Here is an 18097-nt window from a genome sequence, read left to right as displayed (position 1 = left end):
ACTCCTTTCCGCTCGGCGCTGGGCCGGCGTCGGGAGCAAGATAGGTCGGGGCATCATCGCGTAAACGGAAACGTTGGAAACGGATCGTTCCCTCTATAATATGGGTGAACGCGGAGGTGCTTGCCCGATGATGCTACCGGATTTCGAAGCCTGGGCGATCTTCGCGTCGGTGGTCGAACACCGCTCGTTCAGCAGCGCGGCACAGGCTCTCGGCACGTCCAAGGCGACGGTGTCGAAGGCGATCAGCCGGCTGGAAGCGCGGCTGGGCGCCACCCTGTTCCATCGCACCTCGCGCCGGCTGACGCTGACCGAGAGCGGCACCGCCCTGGCCGAGCGCGCGGCGCGCATCCTCGCCGAGGCGCGCGATGCCGAGGAGATGGCGCGCGACGCCAACAGCACGCCCACCGGCCGCGTCCGGCTGGCGGCGCCGATGACCTTCGGGCTCAGCCGCGTGGCGCCGGCCGTCGCCGACTTCCTCGCGCTCTACCCCGGCATCGAAATCGACCTGACGCTGTCCGACGCCTCGACCGACATCGTCGCGGAGGGGATCGACGTCGCGCTCAGGATTGCCGACCTGCCCGACAGCAGCCTGCGCGCGCGGCGGCTCGCGCCGGTCGCGCTGCACCTCGTCGCGGCTCCCGCCTATCTCGAGAAGCACGGCCGTCCCGAGCATCCCGCGGACCTCGCGCACCACGCCTGCCTCGCCTACACCAACGTCACCCGCCCCTATGTGTGGCAGTTCCGCCGCGGCCAGGAGGAAGTGGTGATCCGCCCCTCCGGGCCGATGTGCACCGACAATGGCGAGGCGATGCTGCCGGCACTTCGCGCCGGGCTCGGCCTCACGCGCCTCCCCGACTTCATCGTCGACAAGGATCTGGCGAACGGCACGCTCGTGCGGGTGCTGGAGGACTGGGAGGAGACCGGCATCGCCCTCCACCTGCTCACCCCGCCGGGAACGCTGCGCCCGGCGCGCGTCGAGGCGCTGATCGAGTTCCTCACCGAACGCTTCCGCCACCGCGCGGCGCGCGCGTGAACCGGCTCCGCCCCGACGCGGAGGATGCCCGCTTCCTACGCCGGGTGGTGCTGCTGATCCTGATCGGCGTCGTCGCGGTGGCGCTCTATCGCGCACTCAACCTGCTGATCCTGGCGTTCGGATCGGTGCTGGGCGCGACGGTGATCCATGCGCTGGCCGAGATCTACGGCCGTCGCCTGCGCCTGCCCGAGCGGGCGCGGGTGCCTGCCGGCATGGCGACGGTTCTCGCCGCGGCGGCGTTCCTGGTGTGGCTGTTCGGCTATCAGTTCGGCGCGCAGGTCAACGCGCTGGTGGTCGCGCTGCCGGGGCTGCTGTCGGACCTTGCCGCCTATATGGGCCGATCGCCGGTCGGCGCGCGCATCGTCGAGGCGGTCGAGGCGGCGTTCGCCGGATCGCGGATCGCGCAGGACATCGGCGGGCTCGTCCAGGGAACGGGCGAACTGCTGCTCAACTGCATCCTGTTGCTGGCCGGCGCGATGTTCTTCGCCGCCGATCCGCAGGTCTACCGCCGCGGCCTGCTGCTGCTGGTGCCCCGCTCGAAGCGCGACGCCTTCGCCGATGCGCTCGACGATACGGGCGAGACGCTGCGGCTGTGGCTGCGCGCGCAGATCATCCTGATGACCAGCATGGGCGTGCTGATCGGCGTCGGCCTGTGGATCTCGGGCGTGCCGTCCGCGGCCGCGCTGGGGCTGCTCGCCGGGTTGAGCGAGTTCATCCCCTATGTCGGGCCGACGGCAGCGATGATCCCGGCGTTGGGGCTCGGCGCCACCCAGGGGACCGGGCCGCTGATCGGCGCGCTGGTCACCTATGCGGTGGTGCGGCTGCTCCAGACGAACTTCATCACTCCGTACGTCCAGGCGCGGGTGATCGCGATCCCTCCGGCCGTGACGCTGTTCGCGATCATCGGCATCGGCGTGGTGTTCGGCCTGTTCGGGCTGTTCTTCTCGGCGGCGCTGCTCGTGGTGATCTTCACCCTGATCCGCAGCCTCTACCTGCGCGAGACGCTGGGGGAGGATGTGTGACTTTCGACCGTCAAATCGGTTCTAATCTATGCCGGTTAGAACTGCGTTAACCTTTTGCCTTCAGACCCGTTTAGGTTAATGACATCGTCCTAAGGCGCGCACCCTCTGGGGTCATCGCCGAACAGGGGGGACTGCGATGCGCGTTTTGTTGATCGAAGACGAGCCGACGACCGCCACCGCCATCGAGCTGATGCTCGAGGCCGAGGGCTTCAACGTCTACACGACGGACCTGGGCGAGGAGGGGCTCGATCTCGCCAAGCTGTACGACTACGACATCATCCTGCTCGACCTCAACCTGCCGGACATGCACGGCTACGAGGTGCTCAAGAAGGTTCGCGTCGCCCGCGTCCAGACGCCGGTGCTGATCCTGTCGGGCATCAGCGAGATGGATACGAAGGTGCGCTCGTTCGGCTTCGGTGCCGACGACTATGTCACCAAGCCGTTCCACCGCGAGGAGCTGATCGCGCGCATTCACGCGGTGGTGCGCCGGTCCAAGGGGCATTCGCAGTCGGTGATCCGCACCGGCAAGCTGGCGGTCAATCTGGACGCCAAGACGGTCGAGGTCGACGGCAACCGCGTCCACCTGACCGGCAAGGAATATGCGATGCTGGAGCTGCTCTCGCTCCGCAAGGGCACCACCCTCACCAAGGAGATGTTCCTCAACCATCTCTACGGCGGGATGGACGAGCCCGAGCTCAAGATCATCGACGTGTTCATCTGCAAGCTGCGCAAGAAGCTCAGCACCGCCTGCGACGGCGAGAACTACATCGAGACGGTGTGGGGCCGCGGCTATGTGCTGCGCGACGCCAGCGAGCAGCCCGCCGCCGAAGTCGCCTGAGCCGTCTGCGAGGCGAATGAAAAAGGGGCCGCGGCTACCCAGCCGCGGCCCCTTTTTCGTGCCTGTCGTCGTGCGTGCGCGCGGCGCGTCTCAGCCGCCGCGGGCGGTCTGCGGCGCATCGTTGCGCGCGAACTGGCCGCCGCGCTGCTGGCAGGCCGCGGAAATCGTCGGGTAGCTGAGGTCGGTGTTGCGGACCAGCGCGTCGGGCATCGCCGCCTGACAGGTCGCCATGCTGGTATAGGTCGCCGGCTCGACTCGCGCGCTGCGGCACTGGCTGGCGTCGTCCGCACAGCCCATGATCGCGATGACGTAGAGAATCGGGTCCATTCACTTGCTCCTTGCGGACGTTCAACCGCTTTAGAATGCGTCCGGTTCCCGGCCACCTTCCGCGCCGATCCCGCGCGCAGCCGTTGCGCGGCGGCTCCGGACATCCCAAATCGGGTGCAATGCCACCCGACTTTTCCGCTTCCGCCGCATCCCAGCGGCCGATGCTCGCGACTCTCCGCCGCTTCCTTCCCTTCCTCTGGCCGCGCGGCCATCGGGGACTGAAGCTGCGCGTCGTCGCGGCGCTGCTGCTGGTCGTGCTGTCGAAGCTGGTACAGGTCTACGGCGCTCCCTTCGCGCTGCAGAACGCGATCGACACGATGAGCGCGGGGAGCCGCGACGCCTTGTGGCTGGTGGTCGCGCTGATCGCCGGCTACGCGGCCGCGCGGTTCGGCGCGACGCTGTTCGACAATCTGCGCAACATGGTGTTCGAGCGGGTCGGGCAGGAGGCTGCGCGCAAGCTCGCCGCCTCGGTGTTCCGCCACCTCCACGGCCTGTCGCTGCGCTTCCATCTCGAACGCCGCACCGGTGCCGTCACCAAGGTGGTCGAGCGCGGCACCAAGAGCATCGACACGATGCTCTACTTCCTGCTGTTCAACATCGCCCCGACGGTGCTCGAGCTGGCGCTGGTGATCGGCATCTTCGCGACGCGCTTCGGCGGCTGGCTGGTGGCCGGCACGCTGACGATGGTCGCCGCCTATATCCTCTTCACCCGCTGGGTGACCGATTGGCGCAACGCGCTGCGCGAGCGGATGAACGAGCTCGACACGGGTGCCGTCGCGCATGCGGTCGATTCGCTGCTCAACTTCGAGACGGTGAAGTATTTCGGCGCCGAGGCGCGCGAGGCGGAGCGCTACGAGCGCGCCGTCGCCGCCTATGCGGGCGCCGCGGTGAAGAGCGAGAACAGCCTCGCGCTGCTCAACATCGGCCAGGCGCTGATCACCGCGCTGATGCTCGGCGGCGGCATGGCGCTAGTCGGGTTCGGCTGGGCGAGCGGCCGCTTCTCGCCGGGCGATGTGGTGCTGGTGTCGACGCTGCTCACCCAGCTGTTCCGCCCGCTCGACCTGCTCGGCATGGTCTATCGCACGATCCGCCAGGGCGTGACCGACATGGGCGCGATGTTCGACCTGATCGATACGCCGGCCGAGGTGCGCGACGCGCCCGACGCGCCCGCGCTGACGGTCGACCGCGGCCACGTCCGCTTCGAGGACGTCCGCTTCGGCTACGATCCCGACCGGCTGATCCTCAAGGGCATCGACCTCGATGTGCCGGCCGGCAGCACGCTGGCGGTGGTCGGCCCGTCGGGCGCGGGCAAGTCGACGCTCGCGCGGCTGCTGTTCCGCTTCTACGACCCGACCGGCGGCCGCATCACCATCGACGGGCAGGACATCGCCGGCGTGCGCCAGGATTCGCTGCGCGCCGCGATCGGCATCGTTCCCCAGGACACGGTGCTGTTCAACGACACCGTCGGCTACAACATCGCCTATGGCCGCGCCGGCGCCACCGCCGACGAGATGGCGGACGCCGCACGCGGTGCCGCGATCGCGCCGTTCATCGAGAGCTTGCCCGAGGGCTACGACACGCGCGTCGGCGAGCGCGGCCTCAAGCTGTCGGGCGGCGAGAAGCAGCGCGTCGCGATCGCGCGCACGCTGCTCAAGAACCCGCCGGTGCTGATCCTGGACGAGGCGACCAGCGCCCTCGACAGCCGTACCGAGGCGGAGATCCTGTCGACGCTGGAGGCGATCGAGGAAGGCCGCACGACCATCGTCATCGCCCACCGCCTGTCGACCGTGGTCCACGCCGACCGCATCGTCGTGCTGGAGGCGGGCGCGGTGGCCGAGAGCGGCACCCATGCCGAACTGCTGCGCCGCGGCGGCGTCTATGCCGAGATGTGGGCCCGCCAGGCCGCCGAGCGCGAGGAAGCGCTGGCAGCGGAGTAGCGGCGGCCGGCGGACCGGGGCAGCCGCCCCCTACCCCCGCCTCGGGAAATCCTCTAAGCCGCTCACCGAGAACTCTTTCCCCGGGGTGGAAATGCGCCTGTTTGCCGTTGTTTTCGCGTTGTTCGCGTCCCTGTTCGCGCTGCCTGCCGCAGCCCAGCTGATCGAGGTGCCGGGTCGCGCCGCACCGCCCGCCACCACCGACAAGGAGAACCTCTGGCTGCTCGACCTGTCGACCGGCGGCCGGGTCACCGTCTGGCTGCGCCCCGACGTCGCGCCGAAGATGGTCGAGCGGATCAAGACGCTCACCCGCCGCAAGTTCTACGACGGCCTGAGCTTCCACCGCGTCATCGAAGGCTTCATGGCGCAGGGCGGCGACCCGAAGGGCGACGGCAGCGGCGGATCGGACCTTCCCGACGTCGAGAAGGAGTTCAACTACCTGCCCCACGTCCGTGGTGCCGTCGCGGCCGCACGCGCGCAGGACGAGAACAGCGCCAACAGCCAGTTCTACATCATGCTCGCGCCGCGCCTCGCGCTCGACAAGAAGTACACGGTGTTCGGCCGGGTGATCGACGGCATGCAGTATGTCGACGCGATCCAGCGCGGCGAGCCGCCGGCAAGTCCGACCCGCATCGTCCACGCCTATGTCGCCGCGGACAATCCCCCGGCGTATCAGGCCGCTCCGGCGACCAGCACCGTCCCGGCCGAGGATCAGAACCTCACCCTGCCTTCGGGCCCGGCGACGCGCTGAGCCGCGCGCCGGCCGTCCGGCGGAGCTGACATGAACGTCGACGATTTCGATTTCGAGCTGCCGGCGGAGCGCATCGCGCTTCGCCCCGCGGCACCGCGCGACGCCGCACGCATGCTGGTGCTCGACGGCGCAGACACCCGCGACGCGGTGGTCACCGACCTGCCCGATGCGCTGCGCCCCGGCGACCTGCTGGTGTTCAACGACACCCGCGTGATCCCCGCCCAGTTGGAGGGCACGCGCGGCGAGGCGCGGATCGGCGCCACCCTCCACAAGCGCGAGGGACCGCGCGCCTGGCGCGCCTTCGTCCGCAACGCGCGCCGCCTGCGCGACGGCGACACGATCGATTTCGGCGCGGGCGTAGTCGCCACCGCCGGCGCGCGTGGCGACGACGGCAGCGTGCTGCTGGAGTTCGGCGGCGACGAGCCGGTCGAGCTGCTGCTCGAACGCGCCGGACGCATGCCGCTGCCGCCCTATATCGCTTCCAAGCGCCCGACCGATGCGCGCGATGCCGACGACTATCAGACGCTGTTCGCCCGCGAGGCCGGCGCGGTCGCCGCGCCCACCGCCGCGCTGCACTTCACGCCCGGGCTGATGGCGGCGCTCGACGCGCGCGGCATCGGCCATGCCACGCTGACGCTTCACGTCGGCGCCGGCACTTTCCTGCCGGTCAAGGCCGCCGATACCAGCGAGCATCGCATGCACGCCGAATGGGGCCGGCTCGACGCCGAAACCGCCGAGCGGCTCAATCGCGTGCGCCGCGACGGCGGCCGGGTGATCGCGGTCGGCACCACCAGCCTGCGCCTGATCGAAAGCGCGGCCGGCGAGGACGGCATCGTCCGGCCGTTCGAGGGCGACACCGCGATCTTCATCACGCCCGGCTATCGCTTCCGCGGCATCGACGGGCTGATGACCAACTTCCACCTGCCGCGCTCGACGCTGTTCATGCTGGTCTCGGCGTTGATGGGTCTGGAGCGGATGCAGGCGGCGTACGCGCACGCCATTGGACAGGACTACCGTTTCTACTCCTACGGCGACGCCTCGCTGCTGCTGCCGGAGCGCTCCGGATGAGCGATCCCCGCCCCCGCCGCAGCGCCCTTTTCCTGCCCGCCTCCAACGCGCGTGCGATCGAGAAGACGCGGACGCTGCCGTGCGACGTGGTGATCCTCGATCTGGAAGATGCGGTCGCGCCCGAGCAGAAGGCGGCGGCGCGCGAGGCGGCGGTTGCCGCCGCACAGGCCGGCGGCTTCGGCGCGCGCGAACTGGTGCTGCGCGTCAATGCGCTCGACAGCGAATGGGCGGCGGATGATCTCGCCGCCGCCGATGCGGCGCCGTTCGACGCGGTGCTGCTGCCCAAGGTTATGGCGGCGTCGGACCTCGCCGCCGCGCGAGCGGCACTCGGCAGCGTGCCGATCTGGGCGATGATCGAGACCTGCCGCGCGATCCCCGCCATCGGCGAGATCGTCACCGCCGCGGAGCGCACGCGGCTGGAGGCACTGGTGATCGGCACCAACGATCTCGCCAAGGAGATGCGCTGCCGGCTGTCGCCCGACCGCACCGAGCTGCTGCCGCTGCTCAGCCTGGTGCTCGCCGCCGGGCGTGGCTGGGGCCTGACCGTGCTCGACGGGGTCCACAACACCCTTGACGACGACGGAGGTCTCGCCGCGGTGTGCCGCCAGGGCGCTTCGATGGGCTTCGACGGCAAGACGCTGATCCATCCCCGCCAGATCGAGCCCTGCAACGCCGCCTTCTCGCCGAGCGCCGAGGACATCGCCCGCGCCCACGCGATCGTGTCGGCCTTCGCCGAACCGGAGGCTGCCGGCCGCGGCGCGATCCGTCTCGACGGCGCGATGGTCGAGCGGCTGCACCTGGAGGACGCCCGGCGCGTGCTGGCGCTCGCCGAGCGGGCGGACGCGACCCGCTGACGCGCCGGCGATTGGACAGCGCCCGCCGCTGTCGATAGCCATGTCTCCCGAAGAGTTCGACACGGCCCGTTCGAGAGGCCGGTCGCCTGCGGAGGATGCCATGACCGACGATGTTGCGCGCGACGACTGGCAGCTCCGGGCGGCGGAGGACAGCACCGGCATGACCCCGGCGATCGTACTCAGCGCGCTGGGCGCCGCCCTCGGCGGTCTGCTGTTCGGCTTCGACACCGCGGTGATCTCCGGCGCGACCCAGGCGCTGCAGGCGCACTTCGCCCTCTCGGACTCGGCGCTCGGCTTCACCGTCGCTTCCGCGCTGATCGGCACCGTCGTCGGATCGCTGGCGGCGGGTGCCCCCGCCGATCGCTACGGGCGCAAGCGGATGCTGCTGGCGATCGCGACCGCGTACGTGGTGTCGTCGCTCGGCGCGGGACTGGCGGGCAGCTGGCCGGTGCTGCTGGCGTTCCGCACGCTGGGCGGCCTCGCCATCGGTGCCGCCTCGGTGGTGACACCGGTCTATATCGCCGAGGTTTCCCCGACCCGCTTTCGCGGTCGCCTCGTGGCGCTCAACCAGCTCAACATCGTGCTCGGCATCCTCCTCGCCTTCCTGTCGAACTATCTGATCGCGCAGGCGGTGCCCGCCGACCAGGCGTGGCGCTGGATGCTCGGCATCGTCGCGCTGCCCTCGGCGGTGTTCCTGCTGGTGACGCTGGGGCTGCCCGAAAGCCCGCGCTGGTACGTCGTGCGCGGCCGCTCGGCCGATGCGCTGGCCGCGCTCGGACGGCTCGGCTTCGCCCGTCCCGAGCTGGAGATCGCCGGCATGCAGGGCGTGCAGGTGCGCGAGACGCAGCCGAAGCTGTTCCAGCGCCGCTATGCCACCCCCGTCGCCTGTGCGATCGCGATCGCGATGTTCAACCAGCTCTCCGGCATCAACGCGCTGCTCTACTATGCGCCGCGCATCTTCGAGCAGGGCGGCGCGGGCGCCGACAGCGCGATGCTCCAGTCGATCGCGGTGGGCGGGATCAACCTGCTGTTCACCGTGCTCGCGCTGTTCCTGATCGACCGCTTCGGCCGCAAGCCGCTGCTCTACGTCGGCTCGATCGTCTGCGCGCTGGCGCTGTTCCTGGTCGGCTTCCAACTGGAGCAGCCGGCGGCGGACGGCACACTGGTCCTGGTCGGGCTGCTCGGCTTCATCGCCGCCTTCGCGGTCAGCCAGGGCGCGGTGATCTGGGTGTTCCTGTCGGAGGTGTTCCCCAGCGAAGTGCGCGGCAAGGGCCAGGCGCTCGGCTCCACCACCCATTGGGTGCTGGCGGCGGCGATCACCTGGACCTTTCCGATCGTCGCCGGACGGGTCGGCGGCTGGGTGTTCCTCTTCTTCGGCGCGATGATGCTGGTGCAGTTCGCCTGGGTGTGGCGCTTCATGCCCGAGACGAACAACGTCCCGCTGGAGCAGATGCGGCTGTAGCGCGGGCCCGGCTCAGTAGAGCGTGGGCCAGTTCGCCGGATCCCAGGCGAGCACCGCTTCGATCTGCACCATCGCCGCGGTGTCGATCAGTTCGGAACGCCCCGTGCGCGCCTTCAGGATGCCGGTCTCGGGATCGCGGCGCGTCCGCCAGATACGATCGGCATAGGCCTGCATCGCGTCGCGGAAGCGGCGTTCCCCGGTCGCGCTTTCGAGCAGCAGCAGGTTTTTGAAGAAGATCGCGACGAACGCCGGCGGCTCGGGATCGAAGCGATCCCCTTCCACGAACCAGCGATAGCTCGAGTCGGCGATCCGCCTGGCTTCGGCGATGTACTTCTTCTCACCGGTGATCTGCGACAGCAGCACGTTGACGCCCACCGGCACGCCCTGGTTGTAGCTCCAGACATGGGTGTTGATGCTGCCGTCGAGCTTCAGATGGTCGTGGTACAGCCCATCCGGCCGCTGGAGCGTCGCGTTGGTCCAGCGATAGTAGCGCAGCGCATCGTCCAGGTAGCGCCGGTCGCCGGTGAACTGGTGCAACCGCAGCCCGAGCTCCGCGCCCGGCATGTTCGACACGGTGTTGCGATCGCCGTTGTCGGACTTCTGCGTCCACGCCACGCCGCCCGGCGACGGCAGCTTCGGATCGGTCGACCAACCCGATCGAATCAGCTCGAACACCGCCTTCGCCCGCCGCAGCGACAGCGCGTCGCGCTTGAAGAGATGATGCTGCACCTCCGCAAGCCCGACCCATTCGTTGTCGTCGTAATAGAGGTCGTCGCCCTTCCCCAGCGGCGCCGTGACGGCCGAGAGATAGCCGGGCTTGCCCGTCGTGCTCGTCTCCGACCAGTAGCGCTGCTGCGCCTCCCGCACCTTCGCGAAGGCGGGGCCGTAGCGGCGCTCCGCCTCCGCCCCCGCCATCACGAGATCGAGATAGGCGATATGCGCCTGCGAGAACGGCCATTCGGTGGCGTAGCGCGGGTCGCCCGGCTGCACCGGCACGTGCTCGCGGTAGAGCCCGGTGCCGTTGTTCCGCGCGAACGCCCGCTCCATCGCGGACCGCCATGCCTCGGCCCGGGTGAGCGGGGCCGCGGCGAAGGCGGGAACGGGCACCAGTGCCGCCAGGGTGGCGCCCGCCGCGAAGCTGCGGCGCGAAAGCTCCGGCCCGCGCATCAGAAGCGGAACCGGGCGCCGAGCGCGAAGACGCGGCTCTCGTAGCGCACGTCGCGCGGGTAGCTCACGTCCGGCAGGTTGGTCGCCGCACGCAGCGCGCGGAACGGGGTGCCGGTGATGTTGCTGACGTCGAAGGTGAGCGTCAGCGCCTTCAGCGCGTCCACCGACAGCGAGAAGTCGAGCCGCTCGATGGGCCGGTTGAACTCGCCCCCGATCAGTTGGCCATCGTCGTCGGTCGCGAAGAAATTGGTGACGCGCGACCGCCAGTTGTACGCCAGCCGTGCCGACACCGGCCCCTTCTCGTAGATGGCGACCGCGTTGTAGCTCCACTTGGACACGCCGGGGATATCGGAATCCTGCCCTGCCTCGCCGAGCGCCGCGGGGAGCGCCTGCGACGCGTCGATATAGGTCGTGTTGAGCTGGGTGCCGAAGCCGCTCAGCCAGCCGGGCAGGAAGTCGAAGAAGGTCTGGAACGCGACCTCGACGCCCTGCAAGCGGCCCTTGCCGCCGTTCTCCGGCCGGTTGAAGATGACCTGTCCGACGTCGGGAATCGTGATCGGCACGTTGAGGTTCGTGATGAACCCCTGCACGTCGCGGCGGAAGATGGCGCCGGTGAGCGATCCGGTGTTGGAGAAATACCATTCCAGCGAGACGTCGTAGTTTGTCGACTGGACCGGCTGGAGATCGATGTTGCCGCTGTTGCCGCGGATCGGCGTCGTGTCGCCGACGCTGTAGGTGAGCGCGGGGCTCAGCTGGTTGAAGTTCGGCCGGCTGCGCGTCTCGGTCGCCGACAGACGCAGCTGGAGCTGGTCGGTCAGGCGCGCCCGGAAGCTGGCACTGGGCAGGACGTCGACATAGTTCTGCCGCGAGGTGGCGGGCGTCAGCACATTGTCGACCAGACCGATGCCCGTGGCGCTCGTCGTGGTGTTGACGATGCGCGCGCCGACGATGCCGTCGACCGGGATCGTGCCGACGTCGAAGCCGTAGTGGACCTGGCCGTACACGGCATAGGAGCGCTCGATCGCGTCGAATTTTTCGTTGGCGACGTAGGCGGGGATGTCGGACTGGTAACGGGCCAGTTCCTCCAGCGCCGCGGGGGTGCCGATCCCCGCCAGGCCTTCGCGCGCGAGGTCGCGGATCGCGTCGATGTTGCCGAAGATCGCGTCGCGGCTCGGCGCCCACCATTGGCGGAACGGCTGCGCGTCGCTGCCGCGGAAGCCGGCGTGGATCGGGCCGCCGTCCTCCGCTCCCGGCAGCTGTGACAATGGGATGCGCAGCGATCGCAGCGTGGCATAGCGCCCGCCACTGCGCAGCCGCGCGTCGCGGTCGGTGTAGCGGAAGCCGACGTCCAGTTGCGTGATCACCGGCAGCTCGGTCTGGAGCTTCAGGTCGGTGCGCCACTGGATGCCCTTGCCCTTCGCGAGCGAGCGGCGATCCCAGAGGCCGCGCATGATGAAATTGTCGGGGTTGAGCGCGTCGAAGCCGGGTATCGACAACTGCGGCCCGCCGTCCTTGCCGCCCACGTCGAACACGATGTCGGCCGACTGTGCGGTCGCGGGCGCATAGTCGATATTGTGGTCGATATAGGTGGCGCGGGTGTCGGTATAGGCGAAGTCGGTGGTGAGCGTCGCGCGCTCGTCGATCTCCCAGGTTCCGCCGATCGCACCCTGGTAGGTGTTGGTGCGCCCCGCACGCGTGCTGCGCGAGAAGTCGATGCCGCGGCCGTTGGCGAAGTCGGGCGTGACGGTCACGCTGTCGAGCGTATTCGGCACCTCGCCGTTGCGAACGATGTTGCTGAGCCGCGGATTGTCGCTGACGAGGTTCAGGCCGACGAAGTCGTTCTCGACGTTGGTACGCGCGCCCTGGAACAGGCCGTCGACGTAGATCTCGACGTTGTGCGCCGGCCGCCACTGCAGCGAGCCGTTGACCGACGGCCGCCAGCGCTTGCCGCGGTCGTAATAGACGCCGGCCGACTCCGGCAGCACGAAGTCGCGCGGGCCGTCGACGGGCTGGTTCTCGCCCGGCGAGACGATGTTGCCGTTGATGTAGCGCGACGAGGTCAGATAGTGGAGCTGGGTGTAGGACACGTTCACCAGCGCGCCGATCTCGCCGATACCGGTCTCCCAGCGGTCGGTCACCAGCACGTTGAAGTTGGGATCGTATTTCTTGGCCTGGTCGCCATAGGTCCCGCGCACCGCGCCGGCGACCTCCAGACCGTCGAAGTCGAACGGCCGCCGCGAGCGGACGTTGATGAGGCCGGCGATGCCGCCCTCGATCTGGTCGGCGGTGGTGGACTTGTACACCTCCAGCCCGGCGAGCGCGCCGGCGGGGAAGTCCTGCAGCGCGACGTTGCGCATTTCGGCGGTGAAGACTTCGCGCCCGTTGAAGGTGGTGGTCAGGTCGGGCAGGCCGCGCACCTGCACGCCCCCCGCCTCGTCGCTGCCGCGATTGACCTGCACGCCGGTGATGCGCGCCAGCGCCTCGGACGCATTGTTGTCGGGCAGCTTGCCGATGTCCTCGGCGACGACCGCATCGACGATCTGCGGCGCATCGCGCTTGAGCGCCTGCGCACTCTCGAGACTGCGCCGAAGGCCCGTCACGACGATCTCGCCGGAGTCGGCGGCAGGCGCAGGGGCCTGCTCTCCTGAAGGCGCCGTCTGGGCCGTCGCGGGATGGGCAAGACCGATCGTCAGCGAAACGACCGACGACGCAAGACACAGACGATGCATGCTCGACACACGACCTCTCCTTCGTTGCGGAGGTCCGGTTTCCCGCAGCTCGTTGGCTGTCGCCGTCCGCTTGGAGGCAAGCTTCCTCGGCTGCAGACTTAAGTAAAGTTAATTTCGTTTTCTTGTGGAGGATGCATTCGGAAGCTGTGACGAGCGTGACAACACAGCCACAGTGGCACACATCTATTGCAGGCCTATAGTCGACGCAGCGGAGCGCTGGTGCCGAATAACGCCAGCACGCGCGGCGGTCGTGGTCCGAAGATGCCGGTCAGTCCGTCAACCGACGACACAGTCACCGCGTACAGCGCGTCAGAGGAATCGTTGGTGCGGGTGGTCGGACTCGAACCGACACTCCTTGCGGAACCGGATTTTGAGTCCGGCGCGTCTACCAATTTCACCACACCCGCACGGTGCGGGCCGGAAGCACAGGCTCCGGCCGGTCGCGGCGCTATACGGCAGCGTCAGCGCAAACGCCAGAGTCCGTCGGACCGGCCTTCCGGCGGTGCCGACGGACTCTGCACGTTCTTCGATCGACCGCTAACCGATCAGCCGAACACCTGCTCGACCTCGGCCGCGCCATAGATCGGGTCGGGTCCGAAGCGGTTTGCGCCGCGCGTTCCCGGCAGAACCATGAACACGAAAGTAACGATCCCGCCGACGTAGGGGACGAAGTTGATCAGGACGAACCATCCGCTCTTGTCCTGGTCGTGAAAGCGACGAACCTGCACGGCGATCGCGGGAACGATGGTAGCCAGCACGAACAAACCCAGCAGGATCAACGGGAACGTCGCGGGACTGTTGGGATCTCCCATCAGAAACGCCAGCCCGACAAGCACTGCAATAACAATGCCATAGAACAGCTGGAACATCCAATATTCCCTGCGCCGCGACCGACCTGAGAAGTCGGCGTAGCGCTTCAGCGGCAACAGCATCCAGTCCATGCTTTCCCCTTTTCCAACGCAACCAGTTCGGTTGCCGGCGGCGCGAGCCTGCCATGACTTTACCGCATTGCACAACCTGTTCAGGCGCGCGGAGGCTGACGTCGGTAGCTGAGCGCCTCGGCGACATGACCGCGGCCGATTGTTTCTGCGCCGGAAAGGTCGGCGATGGTGCGCGCGACGCGCAGCACGCGGGTGTAGCTGCGTGCCGAGAGCCGCATCGCCTCCGCCGCCTGGGCGAGCAGCTTCGCGCCGGCCGCGTCGGGGGTGGCGACCGCTTCGAGCACATCGCCATCGGCCTCGGCATTGGTGCGCGCGGCGACGTCGCGGTAGCGCGCCGACTGGAGGGCTCGGGCGGCGGCGACACGCGCGGCGACCTCGGCCGAACCTTCGGCGGCGGGGGGCAGCGCCAGGTCGGCGGCGCTGACCGGCTGCATCTCGACATGAAGGTCGATACGGTCGAGCAGCGGACCGGAAACGCGCGCCTGATAATCGGCGGCGCAGCGCGGTGCGCGCGCACAGGCGAGCGCCGGGTCGCCGAGATGGCCGCAGCGGCAGGGGTTCATCGCCGCGATCAGCTGGACGCGCGCGGGGAAGCTGACATGGGCGTTGGCGCGCGCCACGCTGACGCAGCCGGTTTCGAGCGGCTGACGCAGCGAATCGAGCACCGGCCGCTGGAACTCGGGCAACTCGTCGAGGAACAGCACGCCCAGATGCGCCAGGCTCACCTCGCCCGGCCGCACCCGCAGCCCGCCGCCGACCAGCGCCGCCATCGACGCCGAATGGTGCGGCGCGCGATACGGCCGTGCCCGCGTCATCCGCCCGCCCGTCAGCGTGCCGGCGACCGAGGCGACCATCGACACTTCGAGCGCCTCGGCCGAGTCGAGCGGCGGCAGGATACCGGGCAGGCACGAGGCGAGCAGCGACTTGCCCGCGCCCGGCGGTCCGACCATCAGGAGATTTGATATGGCTACACAGGCATGAGTTAGCCGCTCGTTGGTATCTCTACCGAGAAGCCGTCGGAAAGGTGGCGAGCTTGGGTATGTCAGCAGGATCATGCTGAACGATGATGGTCGCGCCGATCTTCGCCGCGAGCTTCTGCAAGCGGTCCATCGATGCCAAGCTATAGGCGCGGTCCGTGTTCCAGGAGGGCACGGCCGACAGCGACCATTGCGCTTCCAGATGGACAACGTCTCCACTCAGGATCACAGGACCGGTTTCAGGCAAACGCACCAGCAATGCGGTGGAGCCGGGAGTATGACCCGGTGCCGCCAAAATGATCACGGAGCCGTCGCCGAACACATCCCTGTCTCCTTCGATCGGATCGACCTTCCCCTTCCCGCTCAACCACGGCCCAAAGAGGTCCGGATCTGCACCGAACGGCATCTGCTTGGAATGCAACGCCGCCCAGTCTGCCGCCCCGATCATCAGCGTGGCCTTCGGGAACGCCGCCGCCTGCCCCGCATGGTCGAAGTGGTAGTGGCTCAGCGCCAGCCGGGTGATGTCGTCAGGACGGATGCCGACGCGAGCTAGCTGGGTGGGAAGGTCGACCGCCAAGGTGGGGCTGATCGGTTGCTGATCGGCCGATTTGCCGAGCAGTGAGCTGGGCAGACCGGCATCCCACAACATCAACTCCTTGCCGTGCCGGATCAGGTAGCAGCCTACGCTCAAGCGACGGGCTTCACCGTCATAGATCCCGGTATCGGACAGCGGTGAGGCATCGTTCATTACGATCTGGCCACAGTCGAGACGCCAGATCATCACTCCGGCGTCGGGTGCAGCGGCCTGGACCCCCGCGCTCACGACGAGAGACATGCATCCCGCTACAATGCGGGACCACAGCGAAACAGGCATGGCGTTCTCCTCATATGCGAAGTGAAGATGCCCGCGCTTCGAGAGGTGCATGTGCCGACTATGCTCGCATTCGCGCCAGAAACGCTCACGGGGTTCTTGCGGGGCACGGGCGATCGGGCGATCATCGCGCCATGCCGATCAATGCCGTCGATCAGAACGAACTGCGTGCCTTGCTGCTGAGCCGGCTCGCCAAGCTTCGTGCGCCGGCTGGCGTGCACGGCACTGTCCCCCATGGCACGGACCGCGGTGTTCGCGTCTTCGGCTACTGCGTCCAGGAGCGCGAACGCATTGCCCGCAGCCGGATGGAGCATCCGGCGGTCGTCGTAGTGTTGAGCGGTACGAAGGAAGTCTGGCGCGGCGACGTTGCCCAGACATTCGCGGCAGGCGTTCCGTTCGTCATCCCGGCCGGCATGGATTTCGATCTGGTCAACAATCCCGATCCCACTTCCGGCCGGTACGAATCGATCTGCATCACGGTCGATGAGGCGCTACGGCAAACGCTGCGCAGTAGTCTCCGCCCTGTGCAGGTTGCCGGCCCGATACCCGATCGGCTCGACGTCGACCTTACGCCGGCGCTTGTCGAGGCATATGGCCATGCCGCCAGCGCGTTGACCGGACTAGGTGTAGCGGTAGCCGCCACCTTGGCGCGGTACCGCGTACTGGAGATCCTGTTGCTGCTGGCGGAGATGCCTGTAGCCGGAATGCTGACTGCGGTCGGTCGAAGGGAACAGGTCGAAGCGATCATCTGCGCCGATCCAGGGCACGCATGGCAGGTAGGTGAGATCGCAGCCGAACTCGGCATCGGAGCTTCCACGCTCCGCCGGCAGCTGGACCGCGCAGGAACATCGTTCCGGGAGGTGTTGCTGTCCGTCCGCATGACAACGGCAGGCGCGCTCCTTGGATCGTCCGGCTACTCCGTGATGCAGGCTGCTCAAGCCGTGGGCTATGCGTCGCGATCCCACTTTTCGCGTCACGTGCAAGCCGTGCACGGCAAGACTCCCCGGCAGTTGAAAGCGGCGGTTTGGGATCCCCCAAGCACCGATGCGCCCCCTCCCCCTCCACCGCCGATTTGCCACGGCTGGATCGTTCGCTTTGGCGAAGCGGATGCGACCGGGATGCGAACTGCAAGCTGGGCTCAGTGTGGTGGCAGCGAACAGCCAGGAGCGGCCTACGCTGCCGAGATCGCTAAGCTAGCGGTCTCAACACGCCCGGCGTGCAAGTTCGATGAACGCAGCCCGTTCTGGTCCTTTCGCACGTGCTTTTCTCCTCCGCCGGAATCGTAGGGTCACGTGCTCCAGCTAGCCAAGGCGGACAATTCCTGCGCCCCTGATATCCGGACGTGAGCGTTTCCCGCCATTCCCGGTCCGGGTACAGCTGGGGTATCGCTCAGCATCAATCGCTTCGAAAGCTAGCTTTTCTGCGGCGTCTGCTGAGACAGGGCGGACAGCACCTCCGCGAACGATTGAAGATGGGTGGGAAGCGGAATGGCGACCACCGCCCCACGTGCGGACGTTCGCGGTGCAGGTCAGTCTCCGCTGACGTTCGACTGACTACTATCGCCAAGGCCTTTCATGAAGTCCAACTTAAAGATCCATCGTGCGACCTTGTTGTCGATCCTCACCACGCTCTCAGCCTGCGCCACTTCAAACGGCTCAGATTTCGTTGCCTCAGAACACGTAATTATAGGGCCGGAAGGTTACACTGTTGATTGGGGCCTCCCATTAACGGGGGACTACTGGGTTCCTGACGAAAGTAAGGGAGACATCAAAGCAGCAACGGATGCCTGCAATGCTCCCCCAAGTGCGTTCGTCTACCATCACATTCCAAGACCGCCGTGGTTCAGCTACTTGGGATTGCGCTTCCCCGATGGCACAACGGATCAGCAGAAATCTTGCGTCGTCTCACGAATCAAAGCTGTGCCTGCGCTAACGTTCTATCCTAAAAAGAGGTGATCTGCCGCGCCAACGGGGTAGGGACCGTGATGCAGCCAAGGCGAACCTCCTCGTCCGCTTTCCACTGTGGGTTCAACCGGTGGTCGCAACGGCTTGGGCGAAGGTCTCAGCCGGCGTCTTGTAGAGCAAGGTTTTTCTGGGCCGCTCGTTGAGCTGGCGGGCGATGGC

14 protein-coding genes, 1 tRNA gene and 1 pseudogene are annotated in these 18097 nt (G+C 67.8%); 9 read left to right on the top strand and 7 right to left on the bottom strand.

The genetic code is table 11. The features are described from left to right. Positions 1-127: 127 nt before the first annotated feature. The 3 genes from ACBY01_RS14870 to ctrA all read left to right on the top strand — a co-directional run bounded on the left by ACBY01_RS14870 (position 128) and on the right by ctrA (position 2893). On the top strand, positions 128-1033 hold the full coding sequence (locus ACBY01_RS14870; RefSeq protein WP_416461722.1) for a LysR family transcriptional regulator: 906 nt from the start codon (positions 128-130) through the stop codon (positions 1031-1033). Beyond that, positions 1030-2055, top strand: coding sequence for an AI-2E family transporter (locus ACBY01_RS14865; RefSeq protein ID WP_416461720.1), 1026 nt, complete (start codon positions 1030-1032; stop codon positions 2053-2055). Before ACBY01_RS14870 ends, ACBY01_RS14865 begins: the two co-directional genes overlap by 4 nt. A gap of 136 nt (positions 2056-2191) precedes the next feature. Further along, positions 2192-2893: a response regulator transcription factor CtrA gene (ctrA, locus tag ACBY01_RS14860; RefSeq protein WP_416461719.1), complete on the top strand. Its 702-nt coding sequence runs from the start codon at positions 2192-2194 to the stop codon at positions 2891-2893. Positions 2894-2983: 90 nt separating this feature from the next. On the opposite strand, the gene ACBY01_RS14855 is transcribed toward ctrA, so the two are convergent. Continuing rightward, a complete protein-coding gene (locus tag ACBY01_RS14855) occupies positions 2984-3220 on the bottom strand; it encodes a hypothetical protein (protein ID WP_416461718.1) in 237 nt (78 codons plus the stop codon). A gap of 119 nt (positions 3221-3339) precedes the next feature. On the opposite strand from ACBY01_RS14855, the gene ACBY01_RS14850 reads away from it, so the two are divergent. From ACBY01_RS14850 to ACBY01_RS14830, 5 genes are all read left to right on the top strand, one after another. Next, positions 3340-5157, top strand: a complete 1818-nt coding sequence (locus tag ACBY01_RS14850) for an ABCB family ABC transporter ATP-binding protein/permease (protein WP_416461717.1) — start codon at positions 3340-3342, stop codon at positions 5155-5157. A 91-nt stretch (positions 5158-5248) separates the two neighbouring features. Continuing rightward, the gene (locus tag ACBY01_RS14845) at positions 5249-5905 is read left to right on the top strand and encodes a peptidylprolyl isomerase (RefSeq protein ID WP_416461716.1); all 657 of its coding nucleotides are present in this window, start codon (positions 5249-5251) and stop codon (positions 5903-5905) included. Between the two features lie 30 nt (positions 5906-5935). Further along, positions 5936-6973 (top strand): tRNA preQ1(34) S-adenosylmethionine ribosyltransferase-isomerase QueA, encoded by a 1038-nt coding sequence (gene queA / locus ACBY01_RS14840; protein WP_416461714.1) that lies wholly within the window; start codon positions 5936-5938, stop codon positions 6971-6973. Further along, positions 6970-7827, top strand: coding sequence for an HpcH/HpaI aldolase/citrate lyase family protein (locus ACBY01_RS14835; protein WP_416461713.1), 858 nt, complete (start codon positions 6970-6972; stop codon positions 7825-7827). Before queA ends, ACBY01_RS14835 begins: the two co-directional genes overlap by 4 nt. 100 nt (positions 7828-7927) lie before the next feature. Continuing rightward, complete coding sequence (locus tag ACBY01_RS14830; protein ID WP_416461712.1) at positions 7928-9289, top strand: sugar porter family MFS transporter; 1362 nt, start codon at positions 7928-7930, stop codon at positions 9287-9289. A 12-nt stretch (positions 9290-9301) separates the two neighbouring features. On the opposite strand, the gene ACBY01_RS14825 is transcribed toward ACBY01_RS14830, so the two are convergent. The 6 genes and pseudogenes from ACBY01_RS14825 to ACBY01_RS14800 form a co-directional block, all read right to left on the bottom strand. Further along, positions 9302-10456, bottom strand: coding sequence for a glycoside hydrolase family 76 protein (locus tag ACBY01_RS14825; RefSeq protein WP_416461711.1), 1155 nt, complete (start codon positions 10454-10456; stop codon positions 9302-9304). Next, entirely contained in the window at positions 10456-13056 is a 2601-nt protein-coding gene (locus tag ACBY01_RS14820; RefSeq protein ID WP_416461710.1) for a TonB-dependent receptor, read from the bottom strand. The genes ACBY01_RS14825 and ACBY01_RS14820 overlap by 1 nt, the downstream gene beginning before the upstream one ends. A gap of 451 nt (positions 13057-13507) precedes the next feature. Next, positions 13508-13592 (bottom strand) — tRNA-Leu (locus ACBY01_RS14815). Positions 13593-13730: 138 nt separating this feature from the next. After that, the gene (locus tag ACBY01_RS14810; RefSeq protein WP_416461709.1) at positions 13731-14126 is read right to left on the bottom strand and encodes a DUF805 domain-containing protein; all 396 of its coding nucleotides are present in this window, start codon (positions 14124-14126) and stop codon (positions 13731-13733) included. Positions 14127-14206: 80 nt separating this feature from the next. Beyond that, positions 14207-15154, bottom strand: a pseudogene (locus ACBY01_RS14805) (YifB family Mg chelatase-like AAA ATPase); the annotation flags it as partial. Then, on the bottom strand, positions 15129-15851 hold the full coding sequence (locus ACBY01_RS14800; RefSeq protein WP_416461741.1) for an N-acyl homoserine lactonase family protein: 723 nt from the start codon (positions 15849-15851) through the stop codon (positions 15129-15131). The pseudogene ACBY01_RS14805 and the gene ACBY01_RS14800, both read right to left, overlap by 26 nt. A 257-nt stretch (positions 15852-16108) precedes the next feature. Here ACBY01_RS14800 and ACBY01_RS14795 point away from each other — a divergent pair, with 257 nt between their 5' ends. After that, positions 16109-17260, top strand: coding sequence for an AraC family transcriptional regulator (locus ACBY01_RS14795; RefSeq protein ID WP_416461708.1), 1152 nt, complete (start codon positions 16109-16111; stop codon positions 17258-17260). The last annotated feature ends 837 nt before the right edge of the window (positions 17261-18097 follow it).

Source organism: Sphingomonas mangrovi, assembly GCF_047975845.1.
Taxonomy (GTDB): Bacteria; Pseudomonadota; Alphaproteobacteria; order Sphingomonadales; family Sphingomonadaceae; genus Sphingomonas.
This window is presented reverse-complemented; position numbering and strand designations above follow the sequence as displayed.

What these genes read in the sequence shown, in the direction of transcription:
- ACBY01_RS14870 (WP_416461722.1), top strand. Translation starts at nt 128, where the DNA reads ATGATGCTACCGGATTTCGAAGCCTGGGCGATCTTCGCGTCGGTGGTC.
- ctrA (WP_416461719.1), top strand. Translation starts at nt 2,192, where the DNA reads ATGCGCGTTTTGTTGATCGAAGACGAGCCGACGACCGCCACCGCCATC.
- ACBY01_RS14855 (WP_416461718.1), bottom strand. Translation starts at nt 3,220, where the DNA reads ATGGACCCGATTCTCTACGTCATCGCGATCATGGGCTGTGCGGACGAC.
- ACBY01_RS14850 (WP_416461717.1), top strand. Translation starts at nt 3,340, where the DNA reads ATGCCACCCGACTTTTCCGCTTCCGCCGCATCCCAGCGGCCGATGCTC.
- ACBY01_RS14845 (WP_416461716.1), top strand. Translation starts at nt 5,249, where the DNA reads ATGCGCCTGTTTGCCGTTGTTTTCGCGTTGTTCGCGTCCCTGTTCGCG.
- queA (WP_416461714.1), top strand. Translation starts at nt 5,936, where the DNA reads ATGAACGTCGACGATTTCGATTTCGAGCTGCCGGCGGAGCGCATCGCG.
- ACBY01_RS14835 (WP_416461713.1), top strand. Translation starts at nt 6,970, where the DNA reads ATGAGCGATCCCCGCCCCCGCCGCAGCGCCCTTTTCCTGCCCGCCTCC.
- ACBY01_RS14830 (WP_416461712.1), top strand. Translation starts at nt 7,928, where the DNA reads ATGACCGACGATGTTGCGCGCGACGACTGGCAGCTCCGGGCGGCGGAG.
- ACBY01_RS14825 (WP_416461711.1), bottom strand. Translation starts at nt 10,456, where the DNA reads ATGCGCGGGCCGGAGCTTTCGCGCCGCAGCTTCGCGGCGGGCGCCACC.
- ACBY01_RS14810 (WP_416461709.1), bottom strand. Translation starts at nt 14,126, where the DNA reads ATGGACTGGATGCTGTTGCCGCTGAAGCGCTACGCCGACTTCTCAGGT.
- ACBY01_RS14800 (WP_416461741.1), bottom strand. Translation starts at nt 15,851, where the DNA reads ATGAACGATGCCTCACCGCTGTCCGATACCGGGATCTATGACGGTGAA.
- ACBY01_RS14795 (WP_416461708.1), top strand. Translation starts at nt 16,109, where the DNA reads ATGCCGATCAATGCCGTCGATCAGAACGAACTGCGTGCCTTGCTGCTG.